Source organism: Halomicrobium mukohataei DSM 12286, from assembly GCF_000023965.1.
In the GTDB taxonomy this organism is placed as follows: domain Archaea; phylum Halobacteriota; class Halobacteria; order Halobacteriales; family Haloarculaceae; genus Halomicrobium; species Halomicrobium mukohataei.
In genome coordinates this window covers 3,038,960-3,055,204 of record NC_013202.1, presented here as the reverse complement: position 1 = coordinate 3,055,204, position 16,245 = coordinate 3,038,960, and the positions used below count along the sequence as shown (strand labels likewise).

The window sequence follows — 16,245 nt, the reverse complement described above, 5'->3', positions numbered from 1 at the left end:
GCGGGGCTACTCGGACGCCAGATACCCCATCGCTTCCTCGTCGCTGACCTGTCCGAAATTCCGGTAGTAGGCCCCGAACGCCCGGAAGGCCGCCGGTGTCTCGACGCAGACGACGGTGTCGGCACTCGCCCCGAGGTCGTCGATCGTGTCCGCGGGCCCCACCGGGACGCCGACCGCGATCGACGCTGGCTCCGCGGCACGCACCCGAGCGAGGCAGGCCCGCATCGTCGCGCCCGTCGCGATCCCGTCGTCCACGATGGCGACGCGCCGGTCCCGTAGCGACGGAAATGCCCCGTCGCGGTACCGCTCGGCCGTCTCGCGTGCCTCGTCGCCGACGCGGACGCGTTCGGCGTCGACGTACTCGTCGGTCACGTCGAGTCGCGCGAGCAGCTCGTCGTTGCGCCAGACGCTCCCGTCCTCGGCGACGGCGGCGAGGGCCAGCTCGGGGTTGTTCGGCGCGCCGAGCTTCTTGGCGACGACCACGCCGAGCGGCGCGTCGAAGTGGTCGGCGACGGCCCGGCCCGGTGGCAGGCCGCCGCGCGGAATCGCGAGGACGAGCTCCGGGCTGACGCCGCGGTCGGCCATCGCCTCGGCCAGCTGTCGGCCGGCGTCGGTGCGGTCGCGGAACATGTGGACGACTACGGCAGCCGGCCGCTTCAGGGTGGGGGTGTCGATAGCTACTGGCGGTCGACGACGCCCTCGACGACCGCGGCCTCGGCCTTCCGAACGAGTTCGCCCGCCGTGCTGGTCGCGCAGTCGAGTCGCGCCGCCACGTCCCCGATCGTGCCCTCGCGCGGGATCTCGTAGTAGCCGACCGCCACCGCCGCCTCGATGGCCGCTCGCTGTCGATCGGTGAGCCGTGCGGGGCGACTGGAGCGTTCGAACGGCCGGACCCGCTCGATCGAGAGATCCCCGACCGCCGCGAGTGCGTCGTGAAAGGCGCTGAAGGCGCTCGTCTCGCCGACGGCCTCGAACGAGATCGTCCCGTCGTCGCGAAACACCACCGGCGGGCGGAAGATCACCGCGGCGTCGGCGATCAGGTCCAGCACCACGTCGGGAAACTCGAACCCGTCCTGCTGGAGGTAGACGTAGGTCCCGTCGCCGTCCCGAACGTGGCTGGTCGTCTCCAGCGAGTCGATCGTCGCGACCGCGCGCTCGACGGCCGCCGGCCCGCCGTCGAACCAGCACAGCGTCGTCGCGTCCGCCGTCGGACTCCACAGCAACAGCTCGGCTCGCGTGAGCGGCCCGTCGCCTTCGAGGTGGCTCTGGAGGGGGTGACGGAGCCGATCTGGGTACGTGACCGAGAACTGGATCCGTTTCATGCGGCCGTTGGCCGCCGTTCGTCCGTCCGGCATAAAGACCTCACGCGGCCGCCCGGACGACGCCTGCCGCGGTCATCGATACTCCTCAAGTGCTGCCGGCACCGCTCGAAGGAGCGTCCGCAGGTGGTCGGCACCGTCGACCGTCTCGATCGTCGCGGTCGGGAGTCGGTCCTCGAACGCTCGCACGCTCGCTATCGGGACGTTCGTGTCCGCGGTCCCGTGCCAGAGACGCACGTCGGCGGCCAGCGCCTCGTAGTCGAGCGCCCACTCCGTGGCCGCGGTCCGGAGGTCCGTGACGGTGCCGCTCGTGGTGTGTGCGAGCGCTTCGAGAAAGTCGGCCTCGACGGTCGTCGCCACTTCCTCGGAGACCGACTCGTCCGCGTCGCCCGCGGTGTACTGTGCGACGACGAACGACGGGTCGAGACGCTCGGCGAGCCACGCCTGTCCGCGCAGGAGGCCAGCGAGCAGCGTCGGCGTCCTGGTCGCCAGCCCACCGAGGAGCCGCTGTGTCGTGGGTGTCTCGCCGGTCACGTCCGGCGGTGTCGCCCCGGCGACGAGGTCGATCCGAGAGACGATGTCGGGGCACTGCGTGGCCATCGCCAGTGCGTGTGGCGCGCCGCCGGAAAAGGCTATCAGCCCGGCTCGCTGGACGTTCGCGTCGTCGAGGATCGCACGGAGGTAGCGGTCGGCGTCGCTGATCGTCCGGTCGGACCACGCCGTCGAGCCGCCGTAGCCCGGCCGGTCTGGCGCGATGAGCCTGACCCCCCGTTCTCGTGCGGCCGCGTCGAACAGCGAGCCGAGCCTGTACGAGCCGGGGGTCCCGTGCAAGAACAGCACGGGCGTCCCGTCGGAACGGCCGTACGCCGCGTATCTGAGTCGACGGCCGCCGCTCAGCGAGATCGTCGTCGTGGGGTCGGCGTCGCGTCTCCCCCTGATGGCTGTCGAGGATGCGGTCATCGTGTGACAGTTGACTGCGAGCCGTCTGAGGCTGCTCCCGGATGCATCCGGTGTTTTATGAGTATCTCACTCCTGTGGCACTGGCTCACTGGCCCGACCGGTCTCCAGCGTGTCCTCGACTTCGAAGTAGGTCAAGAGGAGCGCGAACACGGCCAGGACGGCACCGAAGCTAAACGGCGCGACGAGACCGCCGAGGTTGTACAGCACGCCGGAAGCGAGTGGCCCGAGTGCGACGCCGAGTCCGAACGCCATCGTCAGCACCGACAGCGTCGTCCCCGACCCGCGGTCCCCGGCGAGATCGCCAGCCAGCGCGAGCGACGGCGCGAACACGAGCGCGACGGCGACGCCCTGGAGCAGTCTGGCCGCGAGCATCGTCCACGGTCCCGTGACGACGCCTTGCGCGAACACGGCGGGGATCAGGACGACGAAGCCCGCGATGATGAACGGGCGGCGACCGTACACGTCCGAGGCGCGCCCGATGGGGATCTGGAAGACGACGTTGGCGATGACGACCGCGGCGAACTGCACCGAAAAGAGGAACGTCGTCTCGTCCAGTCGCGCGCGGATCGGCCCCTCCAGGGTGGCGAACAGCGCGATCGTCGTGGCCATGAAGAAGGTCCCGACGCCGAGGACGAAGACGGGATCGAGCCCGTTTCCGTCGCGGTCGCGGACCGCGATGGAGAGGTCTTTGCCCGCCCCGCCGACGACTTTCGGCGGGTCCGCGATCAGAGCGACGACGAGCACGAAACTGACGACCGCTCCGAGGACGGCGACGGCGAAGGCGGCGACGAACCCGGAGAACCTGAGGCCGGCCAGGGGGCCGAGCCAGGCCGGGAGCGCGTAGCTGACGACGGTCTCGGCGGCCAGCCCGCCCGTGATGACGACTCCGGCGACGATCGGCCCGAAGCCGAAGCCGATCAGCCGGAAGGTGTTGAACACGCCGAAGTTGCCGCCCCGTTCGCGGTCGCTGGCCGCGTAGTCGTTGACCAGCGCGACCGTGGCCGGCACGGTAAAGGCCGCGCCGATCCCCTGGAGCGCACGTGCCCCGAGCACCGACCAGTAGCTCGTGACGAACGGGTAGGTCGCGCTGCCGACGGCGAAGATCGCCAGTCCCGTCAGGACGAACACGCGCCGCCGGCCGGTCCGGTCGGAGAGCCGCCCGGTGAACGGCTGGCCGAAGCTGTTCAGCAGACCGAACAGGGAGAGCACGAGCCCGATCAGCGTCTCCTCGCGCAGGACGAAGCCGAGGATCTCCGTGCCGGCGATGCCCGACAGCGAGATCTGGCCGCTGGCTATGTACAGCGGCAGGACGATGATCAGAAAGGAGTTGCCCAGCGCGTCGGCCATCCGCGCGAACGCCAGTGTCAGGACGCGACCGTCCGTGTCCAGTACCATCTACCAGCCAGTCGGTCCCGAACCCCGTGAGGATTGTGCTCGACTGTCAGATTGTCTCGGCGAGCACGCGGTCGACGGCACGGGCGAGCCCGCTCTCGCTGGCCCAGGTGAACAGTCGTCCCTCGTCGTCGAGGTAGGCAAACAGCGTCAGCATCATCGCGTCGAAGCGCTCGTAGTCGAGGTCGCCAAACGCCGGGTCGGCGGCCGATCGCTCGTCGTCGTCCGGCGGATCGAGCGACGCCCCGTCGTAGTCTCGCTTGAGGACGTACAGCCGCTCGCGATCCACCTCGCCCAGCTCCAGTTTGTGCCCCCCGTCGTTGTCTTCGGCGACGAGGACGATGTGATCTGCCCGCCGGGCGAACACCCGGAACTTCACGTAGAAGTTCTGCCAGGCGTCGACGCCGGGATCGATATCCTCCAGCGTGAACGCGACTCGGCCGGCCGCAGAGTCGGTCAGAGAGTCACGAACCGACAGGACGCGCTCTTTCTCGTACTCGTCGTAGTTGCCCAGTACGAAGTACGTGCAGTCGGCTTCCTCGTAGCGGCCGAGGTCGCCGTACACCGCGTCCCGCATCGCCGTGATCTGCTCGGGTGGGAGACTCCCGAGGAAGGACAGCGTCTCGTCGAGGACCTCTTGCCCGTCGAAGCTCGGCCCGCTCATGCTTTCGCGGTCGGCGGGGCGGTATATAACCGTGGCTGGTCCGGTCCTCGTCGGTCGTCGACGCTCTCAGAACGACTTTACCAGTGTAGTGACGACTACAACGGTCCAGTACTGACCAGAACGCTTATCGGCGAGGAACGGCACCGACTAGACATGGCGACGCAAGACCGCGGCGAGCGACCGAACGGCTTCGGGGACGAACTGGAGCGACGGCGCTTCGTCCTCCACGAGACTCGCCTCGACGTCCTCCACCAGATCCTCGCCCAGCCCGACGGCGTCCTCTCCGTCGAGGAGCTTCTCTACCGCAACCCCGACGAGACCGAGGCCAACCTCCGGTACCACGTCGACGAGCTCGTCGACCGCGGCATCGTCGAGAAGATCCCGGTCCCGCGCGCCAAGAGCGTCGACGATCCGCCGACGACGTTCTACGCCGTCACGGGTGAGGGGATCGCTCTCCTGAGGGCAGTCAGCATGTACGAGGAGGCCGCGGTCTGGCGCAGCGTCTACGAGCAGATGGAGCGGACCGACCGGATCGAGGCGATCGAGAATCTGGAGACTCGTCCCGACGTGGACTACGAGAGCCGCGGCGCGACGGCACAGGACTGATCGCGCGACCGCCCAGCGTCAGTCGACGCTAGCGACCAGCGTCTCGGGGCTGTGCCGTGTGCGGTGATCGGAGAACCGCGCTCGTGCCTACACGTCGTCGGCCAGTTCGTCGGCGACGCCGGTGTAGCCCGTGGGCGTCACGGCGAGCAGTTCCTCGCGGACGGACTCGCTCACGTCCAGGCCCGCGATCATCTCCCGGAAGTCCTCGATAGTGACGGACTTGCCCCGCGTCGCTTTCTTCACCTGCTCGTAGGCGTCGTCGTGGCCCTCGCGCCGGAGGATCGTCTGGACGGCCTCGCCGACGATCTCGGGGGTCGATTCGAGCTCCTCGCGCATGACCCGCTCGTTGGGGACGACCTTGTCCAGGCCGCTCTGACACTTCTGGTAGGCGATCAGACAGTAGGCGAACGCCGACCCGATGTTGCGCTTGACCGTCGAGTCAGAGAGGTCCCGCTGGAGCCGGGAGGTGGTGACGTAGTCCCCGAGGAAGGTCAGGTCCGAGTTCGCCTTCGTGAGGTTCCCCTCGCTGTTCTCGAAGTCGATCGGATTCACCTTGTGGGGCATCGTCGAGGAGCCGGTCTCGCCCTCGACGGCCTCCTGTCCGAGGTAGCGATCGGAGACGTAGAGCCACATGTCGAGGTCGAGGTCCCGGAGGACGTTGTTGGCTCCGCGGACCGCGTCGAAGACGGCTTCGAGGTCGTCACAGGGGTTGACCTGCGTCGTCAGCGGTTCGTGTTCCAGCCCGAGGTCCGCGACGAACGCCTCGGAGACGGCGGGCCAGTCCACCTCGGGATACGCGGCGTGGTGAGCGGCGTAGGTGCCGGACGCGCCGGCCAGCTTGCCCGAGAGGTCGTCGGCCGCGGCTTCGATCCGCGCGATGGCTCTCCCCAGCCGCGAGGCGTAGACGGCCATCTCCTTGCCGAAGGTCGTCGGCGTCGCGGGCTGTCCGTGGGTGCGGGCCAGCATCGGGAGGTCGCCGTAGTCGTGAGCGAACGCGACCAGGCGGTCCCGGACGGCGCGCAGTTCCGGGACGAGCACGTCCTCGACGGCCGGACCGACCAGCAGCCGGTGAGCGAGGTTGTTCACGTCCTCGCTGGTGAGTCCGAAGTGGATCCAGTTGGCCGCGTCCAGTCCGTCGGGGAGGTGGAGGCGAACGAAGTACTCGACGGCTTTCACGTCGTGGTTGGTCGCGGCGTACTCGCCGTACCCCTCCGTTTCGAGTTGCTTGACGAGGGCCGCGTCCTCCTCGTCGAAGGCCTCGTAGCAGTTTCGCAGGTGGTCGCGCTGGGCCGCGTCGATCGTCAGCGGCGTCGCGTCGAGATCGGCCAGCGCGAGCAGGTACTCGACTTCGACCCGGACGCGAGCGCGCATCAGCGCGCGCTCGCTGGCGTAGGGCACGAGCGGTTCCGTGTAACGAGCGTAGCGGCCGTCGAGCGGCGAGACGGCGTCGAGTGGACCCCGGTCAGTCATACCGAGGGATGTGCGAGGCCGGCGAAAAAGCGTGTCGATCAGGGTTCGGCGGGACCGTCGCCCGTCTCGGTCACTGCGTCCGTCGCCTCGTTCGCTCGGGCGTAGTACGACCGATAGCGCGATAGCTTCCGGTACAGCGCGTAGCCGACGACGCCGTCGAAGACGACGACGAAGGCCAGCAGCGTCACGATGTTCCAGGGGAGGATCGAGGGCAGCGTCGAAACGAGCGTGTTGTACGCCCCGTGGATCAGCGCCGCCACGACGATCCCCTTGACCACGATCGGCCCGCGATTGTCGGGGTTGAACTTCGCCAGTCCGAGGTAGTAGCCGGCGAACGCGGAGTACAGCACGTGGCCCGGCCCCACGAGCGATCGGCTCAGCGAGGTGCCGATGGCCTGCTGGAGCTGTACCATCTCACCGAGGCTGGCGGCCTGTAGGTAGCCCTGCGCGATGTAGAGGGCGTTCTCGATCGTCGCGAAGCCGAGTCCGGCGACGGCACCGTACACCGCCCCGTCGACGACGGCGTCGAAGCTCTCGGTCTCGTAGGCGTAGGTCCGGATCGCGAGCCACTTGACGGTCTCCTCGATGGGGCCGACCACGAGGAAGAAAAAGAGCGGGAGGCCGACGATCGGGATCAGTTCGAAGACGCCGCTCAACAGCGTGTTGATCAGTGCTGCGATCGCCGCGAAGACGACCGCGAGGACGAACGTGATCGCCAGCGTGTCGATCGGTTCCCGCCGAGTCGGGTCGCCGTACCAGACGTACGCGACGAGCGCGACCGCCGGGACGGCAGACAGCAGCGCTAGGACGCCGAGGTTCGGCTCGCGCACGACCAGCAGGCCGGCGAACCCGAGCTGGACGACGAACAGGACCAGCGCGACGATCAGCAGCGCCCAGCGACGACTCGCGTGTAAGAGGCCGTACAGCGCCACGGAGAATCGATCCAACAGCGATCGAGCGTCCCACTCGGCCACGTCGTAGAGGTCCTCGCCGGCCAGTCTTTCCTGTACGGGATCACGGTCGGGCATGACTCGGCTATCACTGGCCGCCGTAGAATGTCTTTCGCTGGACGAGGTCACCGGCTGATCGCGCTGGGTTCGAGGTGGCCCGAGGGCTGCTCCGGGTACCGGAGGAGGTAGCCCCCGAGCGCGAGCCACGCCAGGCCCAGCGGCGGTGCGAGCCACGCACGCAGCCCGTCCCCGTTCCCGAACCCGAGAAACAGTACGGTTCCGACGAGCAGGGCGACGCCGAGCCAGGGCGGGACCCGGCGAGCCCGGACGACACCGGCGGCCAGCAGGACGGTCCCGCCGGACAGTCCGAGGACGCCCAGCGCGACGATGCCCTCGGCGAACCACCCGGTCCCGCCCAGCAGCACCCTCGACCACTGGCCGACGGCGAAGGCGAGGCCGCCCAGCAGTGCGAACCCACAGCCCTCGCCGCCGGGGAACTGGTAGATCCAGGGAAGCCGGAGGACGACGCCGAGCAGTCCGACCGCCAGTACGAATCCGGACGCGCCGACGAGGAGCCGGACGGATCCGTCGGCGGATCCGGTGACGATCGTCGCCAGGCTCCAGCCGATCCAGCAGAGGCCGCCGACGGCGAGCGCCAGCTGTGCCCACGGGCGCTCAGCTTCGGTCATATCACGTCGCTCGGCGGCGGTCCCTGAAAGCGTTACTGTCGAGCCGAACCGTGTCGATTGTGTCATTCCGACACCGCAATTACTTTGCGCGCCCGCCGCGCCCTCTCGACCATGAAAATCGCCGGTCTGGCCAGCAACCGTGGCCGCAACCTGATGAACGTCGCCGACCGCGCGCCCGGTGGAGCGGAGCTCGCGGTCGTGCTCACGAACGACGCCGACGCGCCCGTCATAGAGGCCGCCGCCGAGCGCGACATTCCCACCGAGGTCGTCGAGCGCCCCGACGACCAGGAGCGGGAAGCCCACGAACTGCGCGTGCTGGACGCCATCGAGGAGTACGACTTCGATCTGGTCTGTCTGGACGGCTACATGCGAGTCCTCACGGAGACGTTCCTCGACGAGGTGCCCACGACGCTGAACGTCCACCCGTCGCTGCTGCCCGCCTTCCCGGGCATGGACGCCCACGAGCAGGTGCTCGACGCCGGAGTCAAGACCACCGGCTGTACCGTCCACGTCGTCGACGAGGAGGTCGACGACGGCCCGATCGTCACGCAGGAACCGATCCCGGTGTACGACGGCGACGACGTGGCCGACCTCAAAGAGCGCGTCCTCTACGAGGGCGAGTTCACTGCGTATCCGCGCGCGATCGAGTGGTTCGCAGAGGACCGCGTCACCGTCGACTGGGACGCCCACAGCGTCACCGTCGAGGGCGACGACGGCGGTCCGTTCCCCGCGCGCCGGCTCGTCAGCAACGACCGCACCGCCGACCTGCGCTACGGGGAGAACCCGCATCAGGACGCCGCGGTGTACGCCGACCGGACGACCGAAGAGGCCAGCGTCGTCCACGCCGACCAGCTCAACGAGGGCGCGAAGGCACTCAGCTACAACAACTACAACGACGCCGACGGAGCCCTGAATCTGATCAAGGAGTTCGACGAGCCGGCCGCCGCCGTCATCAAGCACACCAATCCCGCCGGCTGTGCGACCGCCGACTCCGTCGCCGAGGCCTACGAGCGGGCCCTCTCGACGGACCCCCAGAGCGCCTTCGGCGGCATCGTCGCGCTGAACCGCGAGTGCGACGTTGCCACGGCCGAGCAGATCGTCGACTCCTTCAAGGAGATCGTCGTCGCGCCGGGCTACACCGACGACGCGCTCGACGTGCTCTTCCAGAAGGAGAACCTGCGCGTGCTGGACGTTGGAGACGGCCGGACGGGCGAGTCCGGCCGGCCGGAAAACTACGACGTGACCGAGCCGATCACGGAGAAACCACTCGTCGGCGGCCGCCTCGTCCAGGAGCGGGACACCCAGCACCTCACGGCCGACGACCTCGAAGTCGTCACCGACCGCGAGCCCACCGACGAGCAGATCGAGTCGATGCTGTTCGCCTGGCACACGCTCAAGCACGTGAAATCGAACGGCATCCTCTTTGCCAAGGGCACGGAGACGGTCGGCATCGGGATGGGCCAGGTCTCTCGGGTCGACGCCGTCCGCCTCGCCGCGATGAAGGCCGACGAGCACGCCCAGGGCAAGGACGCCGACGGCGCGGTCATGGCGAGCGACGCCTTCTTCCCGTTCCCGGACGGCCTCGAAGCCGCCGCCGAGGCGGGCATCGAGGCGGTCATCCAGCCGGGCGGCTCGAAGAACGACGACATGGTCATCGAGGCCGCGAACGAACACGACGTGGCGATGGTCCTTACCGGCCAGCGGTCGTTCCGACACGACTGATCGACGCGTCTCGGGATCGCGTTCTGCAGTCGCTGCTCGTCCGGAATCTGTCCGTCGGGCGCGTGCTCGATTACGCTACTCGTCGGTCCGATCCAGTTCGTGAAACACCAGGATCGCGCTCCCGTCGTCGAGCGTCGACAGCGTCGTCCGCGAACTGCTCGGCTCGTCGGTGTCGGTAGCGAGCGTCGTCTGTCCGGTCCAGCTCCACCCGTCGGCGGCGACGGGGAACGCCTCTGTCCGGAGTCGCTGGATGGACGCCTCCGATAGCAGCTCGGTCCACTCTCGGCCGCGCAGCTCGGCCGGCGACGCGGACAGTTCCGTCGCGAGTCGGTTGTTGGCGAAGGTCACCGCACCGTCTGGCGTGACCATCAGCGTGGCCTCGCGGCTCGCTTCGAGGGCCTCGTGACAGCGCCGCGCGCTCGCAGTCAGGCGGTGTTGCCCGACGAGTCGGCCGATGCGATACGCCAGGAGTGCCATGTGGGAGTCGCCCGAGCCCTTTTCGAGGTAGTCCGTCGGACCGTCCCACAGGGCGTCCCGATCGATCTCTTCGAAGGGGACGGCCGAGTGAAACAAGAACGGGACGTTCGGGGCGACTTCCCGGACCGCTCTCAGCAGCGAGCGCCCGTCAGGGCCGTCGGGTCGGACGGTGCTGACCAGACACTCGACGCCGTCGAGCCGGTCGGGCACGGCCGATGGGTCGGTCTCGACGCGAATCTGGAGCTCGTCGCGATCCTCGAAGGCTCGTTCGATCGCCGACAGGTACTCGCGGTCGTCGTCGACACAGAGGGCTGTCGCCGGTCGCGCGCTCGTGGGCCGAACTAGCGTCTCGGTGGTCGTGTCCATTGGTGGATCTGTCGAGCTGGACTGGCCGGGACGACACGGCGGTGGGTTCACTGCTCGATTTCGACGGTCACGTCCGACTGGATCCAGGCGTGGGTGCGCTCGGGATCCGCGATCATCGCGACGCTCTCGCCTCGGATGACGTACTCCTCGTAGGTTTCGCGGATCTGCTCGTCGTCGGCCTGTGTCGATTCGTTCGTCGACATCCTCAGATCTCCTCCGACAGCGGTTCGAGCGCGAGCTGGTCGTCGCTGTCGATCGAGATTCGGTAACCTTCGTACTCGAAGTTCACGGAGAGGTCGCCGGCAGACGAGACGAGTGCGTCGAGCGCGTCGGCGTCGATGACTGTGCCAAGCGGCGTGAGTTCGGTCGGATCGGTGTCGGTTTCGGCTGCAACTGCGTCGACGACGCGCAGCGACGGTGTTTGCGCGTGGCGTTTCACGGATGTGGTCGTCATTTCTGATTGAAACGTAGCCCGCTGTCTCCTTTGGCTTCCCCTAGAACTGTATTCGTGGCAGCGGTGTCTCTGGGCTATACATATAGCGTCTCGCCGTCGCCCCGGCTCCGCCGTGTGGTTTCACTGCCGGTGTCGCGGGACCCTCTCATACGGAAAGTTGTAGGTCTTTACCAGATCGACCGCACGCCGTCGTGTGGTCGACTGGGTAAACGCCTACAACCGTCCGTATCAGTGTTCGACTGCGACGCGCGGGCTCGTCCGCGTGACCCCTGCAAGTCATTATCGTCCGTTGTTAACTTAGACACATGATCTCACTCTGGCACGACGTGGTCCCGTTCGTCGGGGCGGCCAGCGGGGAGTGGTTCTTCTCGGTCTCCGGCGGCGTGACGGGGTTTGACACGTTCTCGATCGCGTTCGTGCTTACCGGACTGGTCGGCCTGGCGGTCCGGGGCGACGCCGACGATCCGATCGCACAGTTGACCGAGAAGGTGCGTCGCGTGGCAGCCGGCGCGGACGACGTCACGTTCACGACCGACCGCGACGACGAGATCGGTGCGCTGTACGACGCGATCGACGACCTCGTCACTGCGACCGACGCCGAGGACCAGACCGACGAGGCGTTTCGCCGTTCGATCTACGAGATCACGAGCGATCCGGCGCTCGACGACGACGCGAAACTCGACCGGCTGCTCGAACTGGGCTGTGAGCGACTCGGGGTCGAGACCGGCTTCATCGCACAGATCGACCAGGCCGACGGGCGCTACGAGATCGAGCGGGCGACCGGCCCGCTCGTCGCCGAGGAGAGCGTGTTCGACCTCTCCGAGACGCTCTGTCGTCGGACGATCACGTCCGACGACGTGCTCGGTATCGCCGACACGGCCGCGGCGAGCGACCTCGACGACTCCGAGTACGCGGACTCGGACGTGCGCAGCTACATCGGCTCGAAGCTACTCGTCGATGGGGAACTGTACGGGACGCTCTGTTTCGTCGGCCCGGAGCCCCGAGAGCGTCCGTTCAGCCACGCAGAGAAGGCCTTCGTCGATCTCGTGGGTCGGTGGATCAGCCAGACCGTCGAGCGCCGCGAACGGATGGAGACGCTGGAGCGACACGCCTCGATGCTCGATTCCCTGTTCGAGGAGTTGCCCGTCTCCCTGTACGTCAAAGACGAGGCGGGGAGACACCTCCGCAAGTCGGTCTCCGACCGGGTGACGGAGTTCCCGGACGACGAGGAGTGGTACCGCGGCAAGACCGACCTCGACATCTACGACGAGGAGCTGGCCCGACAGACCTACGCCGACGACATGCAGGTCATCGAGTCGGGCGAACCGATCATCGGGAAAGAGGAGTACAATCCCGTGGCAGAGGAGTGGGTGGTCTCCTCCAAAGTGCCCTGGCGAGGACCCGACGGCGAGGTGTGTGGGCTGATCGGCGTCACGCAGTACGTCACCGAGCGAAAGGAACACGAACGGAAGCTGGAGGCGATCGTCCAGAACACGACCAACCAGATATACATCAAGGACTCGGACGGCGTCTACCAGTTCGTCAACGAGGCGACTGCGGAGCTGTTCGACCGCGAGCCGGCGGAGATTCTGGGGAAGCGAGACGACGAACTCTTCGACAGCGGGACCACCGAGGCGCTCATTTCGGAGGACCGCAACGTCCTGTCGTCGGGCGAAACCGTGACGACGACGACGACGGCGGAGATCGACGGCGAGCGCCGGTCCTTCCTCGACAACAAGTACCCGTACCGAGACGAGTCGGGCGAGATCATCGGCGTCATGGGGATCAGCAAGGACATCACCGAGCGACAGGCACGCGAACGAAAGCTGCGTGAGCGCAAGCGCGAGCTCGCGACCCTGATGAGCAACCTCCCGGGGATGGTGTATCGCTGTCGAAACGAACCCGACTGGCCCTTCGAGTTCGTCAGCGACGGGTGCCGGGAGCTGACGGGGTACGAGCCAGCGGCGATCCGGAGCGGGGCGGTCAACTGGGCCGAAGACATCATCGTCGGCGACAACGACGAGCTGTGGGAGACGGTCCAGCGCGCTGTCGACGAACACGAACAGTTCGAGGTCACCTATCCGATCGAGACCGCCGACGGGCAGCGTCGGTGGCTGTGGGAACGCGGCGTCGGTATCTACGACGACGACGGGACCGTCCGAGCCCTGGAGGGCGTCGTCACCGACGTGACCGATCGCAAGGCACGCGAGCGCGAGCTTCGCCGGACCAACGAGCGGCTCAACACGCTCATCGACGCCTCGCCCGACGCCCTCATTCTGACCGACCCGGACGGCGTCGTCGAGCTGTGGAACCCCGCCGCCGAGCGCATCTTCGGCTGGAGCGAGTCGGAGGTCGTCGGCGACACGCTGCCGTTCGTCCCGGCCGACAGGGAGTCCGAGTTCGACGCGTTCCGCGAGCGGCTGCTGTCCGGCGAGTCGATCAGCAGCGTCGAGACGCGACGACGCCGCACGGACGGCACACTGATCGACGTGAGCCTCTCGGCGGCCCCGCTGCGAGACGTCGACGGCGAGATCACCGGGATCATGGCCGTCATGGAGGACATCACGGAGCGCAAGTGCCAGGAGCGCCAGCTCCGGGAACACCAGCGCGAACTCGACCGCTACCGGGAGTTCACCGAAGACATCCTCGACGCCGTCGACGACGTGTTCTACGTCCTCGACGAGGACGGCTCCCTCCAGCGCTGGAACAGCGCACACACGCAGGTGACGGGCTACTCGGACGCGGAGATCGAATCGATGCACGCGACGGACTTCTTCGCGCCCGAACACCGCAGCGAGATCGAGGCGGCGATCGAAGAGACGAAAGCGACCGGTGACGCGGTGGTCGAGGTTCCCTACCTGACCAAAGACGGCGAGCAGGTCCCACACGAGTTCGTCGCCGTCGCTCTCGAAGACCCGGACGGGAACCAGCTCGTCGCGGGAATCGGGCGAGACATCAGCGAGCGAAAGCGCCGGGAGCGCCAGCTCGAACGCACGACGGACCTGCTTTCGCGAGCCGAAGAGATGGCGGCGATCGGCGGCTGGGCGGCGGTCGTCGAGGACGGCGCGGCCGTCGACACCACGTGGACCGACAAACTGTTCGACATCTTCGGGCTGGCCGACGACGAGGCCCGCTCGGTGGAGGCGATGCCCCAGTTCTACCACCCCGACGATCGGGAGCGACACCGCGACGCCATCGAGCGCGCGCTCGACCACGGGATCGGGTGGGAGCAGGAACTGCGACTCGACACTCCCGACGGCACCCAGCGGTGGGTCCACACCATCGGAGAGCCGGTTCTCGAAGACGGCACTGTCGTCGAGATCAGGGGCTCGGTCCAGGACATCACCGCACAGAAGCAACGCGAACTCGCGCTGGAGTCGCTCCACGACTCGGCGCGCGGGCTGTTGACGACGGAGTCGATCGACGACGCCACCCGGTTGATCGTCGACACGGCCGCATCGCTGCTCGACCAGGCAGCGGTCGGGATCTACCTGTACGACGAGACGACGAACCTGCTCGAACCCGCCTCGGTGTCTCCGGGCTTCGAAGCGCTCTGTGGCGGCGAGCCGGATGCCGTCGGGCCGGGGACGGAGTCGTTCCTCTGGCACGCCTACGTCACCGGGACCCAGAGCGTCCTCGAAGGCGTCGACACCAGCGGCGAGTCGGGCCTTTTCGTCGACGCGGTCGACACCGGCATCGTGGTGCCGATCGGGAGCCACGGCGTCTTCGCCGCACTCGACGAGGCCGGCGAGATCGGTGAGAGAGATCGTTCCCTCGTCGAGACGCTGGTCGCGACCGCGGCGGCCGCCTTCGAGCGACTCGAAAGCGAGGCCACGCTGCGCGAGCGCGAGGCCGAGATCGAGGCCCAGAACGAGCGGCTCAGACGCCAGATCCGGGCCAACGAGACGATCCGCTCCGTCGATCAGACCCTCATCGGTGCGACCGATCGAGACCAGCTCGAAGCGGCGGTGTGCGAGCGGCTGGTCGACGACGAGGACATCTCCTTCGCCTGGATCGGGTCGTTCGATTCCGGCGGCGAGACGCTCCAGGCCCGTGCGTGGGCCGGTGAGGGCGAGTCGTATCTGGACACGCCCTCGTTCGACCGCTCGGCGACGCACTCCGACCCGGCCGTCTCGGCGGCGGTGGACGACGAGCCGGTCGCGGTCTCGAACATCGCCCAGAACGTCCAGCAGGCGGCGTGGCGACGAGCGGCACTCGCCGTGGGTCACCAGTCGGCGCTCGCGGTCCCCGTCTCGCTCGACGACTACCAGTACGGCGTGCTGGCGGTGTACGCCGACGAGCCGGACGTGTTCGGCGAGTTCGAGACAGCCGTGTTCGCGGAGCTGGGGACGAGCATCGCCAACGCGATCACGAGCATCACGACCCGGCAGGCGCTCAACGCCGACACGCTGACCGCGCTCGAACTGTGCGTCGAGGACACGACGGACCCGCTGCTCGACATCGCGTTCGAGAGCGGCTGTACGGTCACTTACGAGGGCGTGGGTACCGTTTCGTCCGACGAGACTCGACTGTTCGTCCGGGTGAGTGGCTGTGCTCCCGCGACCGTCTCGGAGCTGCTCGCCGATCGGCATACGATCGCCGACCACCACCTCGTCTCCGAGAGCGAGGACGGCGGCGTGTTCGAGGTGACGATCCGGGGCGAGACGGTCCTCGCTCGACTCGCCCGGCAGGGCGGGCGAGTGCGAAAGATCGCCGCCGAGGGGTCCGGCATCGACATCGAGGTCGACGTGCCGACCTCGGTGGACGTGCGCTCGTTCGTCGAGACGCTCACCGACGACGGCACGGTCGAACTGGTCAGCCGACGCGAACGCGCACGCTCTCCGGAGTCCGACCCCGCGCTCGCCGAGTCGATCCTGGGGGCGTTGACGGACCGCCAGCGGGAGGTTCTCCGGACGGGCTACTTCTCGGGGTTCTTCAACTGGCCGCGCGACACGACCGGCCAGGAACTCGCGGCGATGCTCGACGTGTCCCAGCCGACCGTCAACCGCCACCTCCGACTGGGCCAACAGCGAGTCATGCGACGGCTGTTCGACGACGAGCCCGAAGCGGAGTGATCCGGAGTCTCGTCGCCGCTTGCCCGGTCGATCGCGTGCAGTCGTGCGGTCGATCCGGTACCGATCGACAGCGATCCGTACGACGCTGTCACCGCGCGTTT

Annotated in this window: 14 protein-coding genes; 3 read left to right on the top strand and 11 right to left on the bottom strand. The window is 67.9% G+C overall.

Translation table 11 applies throughout. From position 1 onward, the window contains the following. Positions 1-6: 6 nt before the first annotated feature. The 5 genes from HMUK_RS15325 to HMUK_RS15305 form a co-directional block, all read right to left on the bottom strand. A complete protein-coding gene (locus HMUK_RS15325) occupies positions 7-630 on the bottom strand; it encodes a phosphoribosyltransferase (RefSeq protein ID WP_015764111.1) in 624 nt (207 codons plus the stop codon). 47 nt (positions 631-677) lie between these two features. After that, positions 678-1,355: a helix-turn-helix domain-containing protein gene (locus HMUK_RS15320; protein ID WP_015764110.1), complete on the bottom strand. Its 678-nt coding sequence runs from the start codon at positions 1,353-1,355 to the stop codon at positions 678-680. Positions 1,356-1,394: 39 nt separating this feature from the next. Then, positions 1,395-2,279: an alpha/beta fold hydrolase gene (locus HMUK_RS15315; RefSeq protein ID WP_015764109.1), complete on the bottom strand. Its 885-nt coding sequence runs from the start codon at positions 2,277-2,279 to the stop codon at positions 1,395-1,397. Between the two features lie 66 nt (positions 2,280-2,345). Beyond that, positions 2,346-3,674: an MFS transporter gene (locus HMUK_RS15310; RefSeq protein WP_015764108.1), complete on the bottom strand. Its 1,329-nt coding sequence runs from the start codon at positions 3,672-3,674 to the stop codon at positions 2,346-2,348. A gap of 46 nt (positions 3,675-3,720) precedes the next feature. Continuing rightward, positions 3,721-4,335, bottom strand: a complete 615-nt coding sequence (locus HMUK_RS15305; RefSeq protein ID WP_015764107.1) for a hypothetical protein — start codon at positions 4,333-4,335, stop codon at positions 3,721-3,723. Between the two features lie 153 nt (positions 4,336-4,488). Here HMUK_RS15305 and HMUK_RS15300 point away from each other — a divergent pair, with 153 nt between their 5' ends. Beyond that, positions 4,489-4,941 (top strand): winged helix-turn-helix domain-containing protein, encoded by a 453-nt coding sequence (locus HMUK_RS15300; protein WP_015764106.1) that lies wholly within the window; start codon positions 4,489-4,491, stop codon positions 4,939-4,941. An 87-nt stretch (positions 4,942-5,028) separates the two neighbouring features. Here the strand turns inward: HMUK_RS15300 and purB are convergent, their stop codons facing one another. Genes purB through HMUK_RS15285 form a run of 3 tightly spaced genes read right to left on the bottom strand, consistent with a single transcriptional unit; the run spans position 5,029 to position 8,050 of the window. Next, entirely contained in the window at positions 5,029-6,411 is a 1,383-nt protein-coding gene (gene purB / locus HMUK_RS15295; protein WP_015764105.1) for an adenylosuccinate lyase, read from the bottom strand. Positions 6,412-6,449: 38 nt separating this feature from the next. After that, positions 6,450-7,439, bottom strand: coding sequence for a PrsW family intramembrane metalloprotease (locus HMUK_RS15290; RefSeq protein ID WP_015764104.1), 990 nt, complete (start codon positions 7,437-7,439; stop codon positions 6,450-6,452). A 47-nt stretch (positions 7,440-7,486) separates the two neighbouring features. Further along, the gene (locus HMUK_RS15285; RefSeq protein WP_015764103.1) at positions 7,487-8,050 is read right to left on the bottom strand and encodes a hypothetical protein; all 564 of its coding nucleotides are present in this window, start codon (positions 8,048-8,050) and stop codon (positions 7,487-7,489) included. A gap of 111 nt (positions 8,051-8,161) precedes the next feature. Between HMUK_RS15285 and purH the strand changes: the two genes are divergently transcribed. Beyond that, entirely contained in the window at positions 8,162-9,772 is a 1,611-nt protein-coding gene (gene purH, locus HMUK_RS15280; RefSeq protein ID WP_015764102.1) for a bifunctional phosphoribosylaminoimidazolecarboxamide formyltransferase/IMP cyclohydrolase, read from the top strand. A gap of 75 nt (positions 9,773-9,847) precedes the next feature. On the opposite strand, the gene HMUK_RS15275 is transcribed toward purH, so the two are convergent. From HMUK_RS15275 to HMUK_RS15270, 3 genes are read right to left on the bottom strand one after another with little or no spacing between them, the layout of a single operon-like run. Continuing rightward, positions 9,848-10,615, bottom strand: coding sequence for a PAS domain-containing protein (locus HMUK_RS15275; RefSeq protein WP_015764101.1), 768 nt, complete (start codon positions 10,613-10,615; stop codon positions 9,848-9,850). Positions 10,616-10,662: 47 nt separating this feature from the next. Beyond that, complete coding sequence (locus tag HMUK_RS17710) at positions 10,663-10,818, bottom strand: hypothetical protein (protein WP_015764100.1); 156 nt, start codon at positions 10,816-10,818, stop codon at positions 10,663-10,665. 2 nt (positions 10,819-10,820) lie between these two features. Then, positions 10,821-11,054, bottom strand: coding sequence for a HalOD1 output domain-containing protein (locus HMUK_RS15270; RefSeq protein WP_223270960.1), 234 nt, complete (start codon positions 11,052-11,054; stop codon positions 10,821-10,823). Between the two features lie 320 nt (positions 11,055-11,374). Here HMUK_RS15270 and HMUK_RS15265 point away from each other — a divergent pair, with 320 nt between their 5' ends. Continuing rightward, the gene (locus tag HMUK_RS15265; RefSeq protein ID WP_015764098.1) at positions 11,375-16,144 is read left to right on the top strand and encodes a PAS domain S-box protein; all 4,770 of its coding nucleotides are present in this window, start codon (positions 11,375-11,377) and stop codon (positions 16,142-16,144) included. The last annotated feature ends 101 nt before the right edge of the window (positions 16,145-16,245 follow it).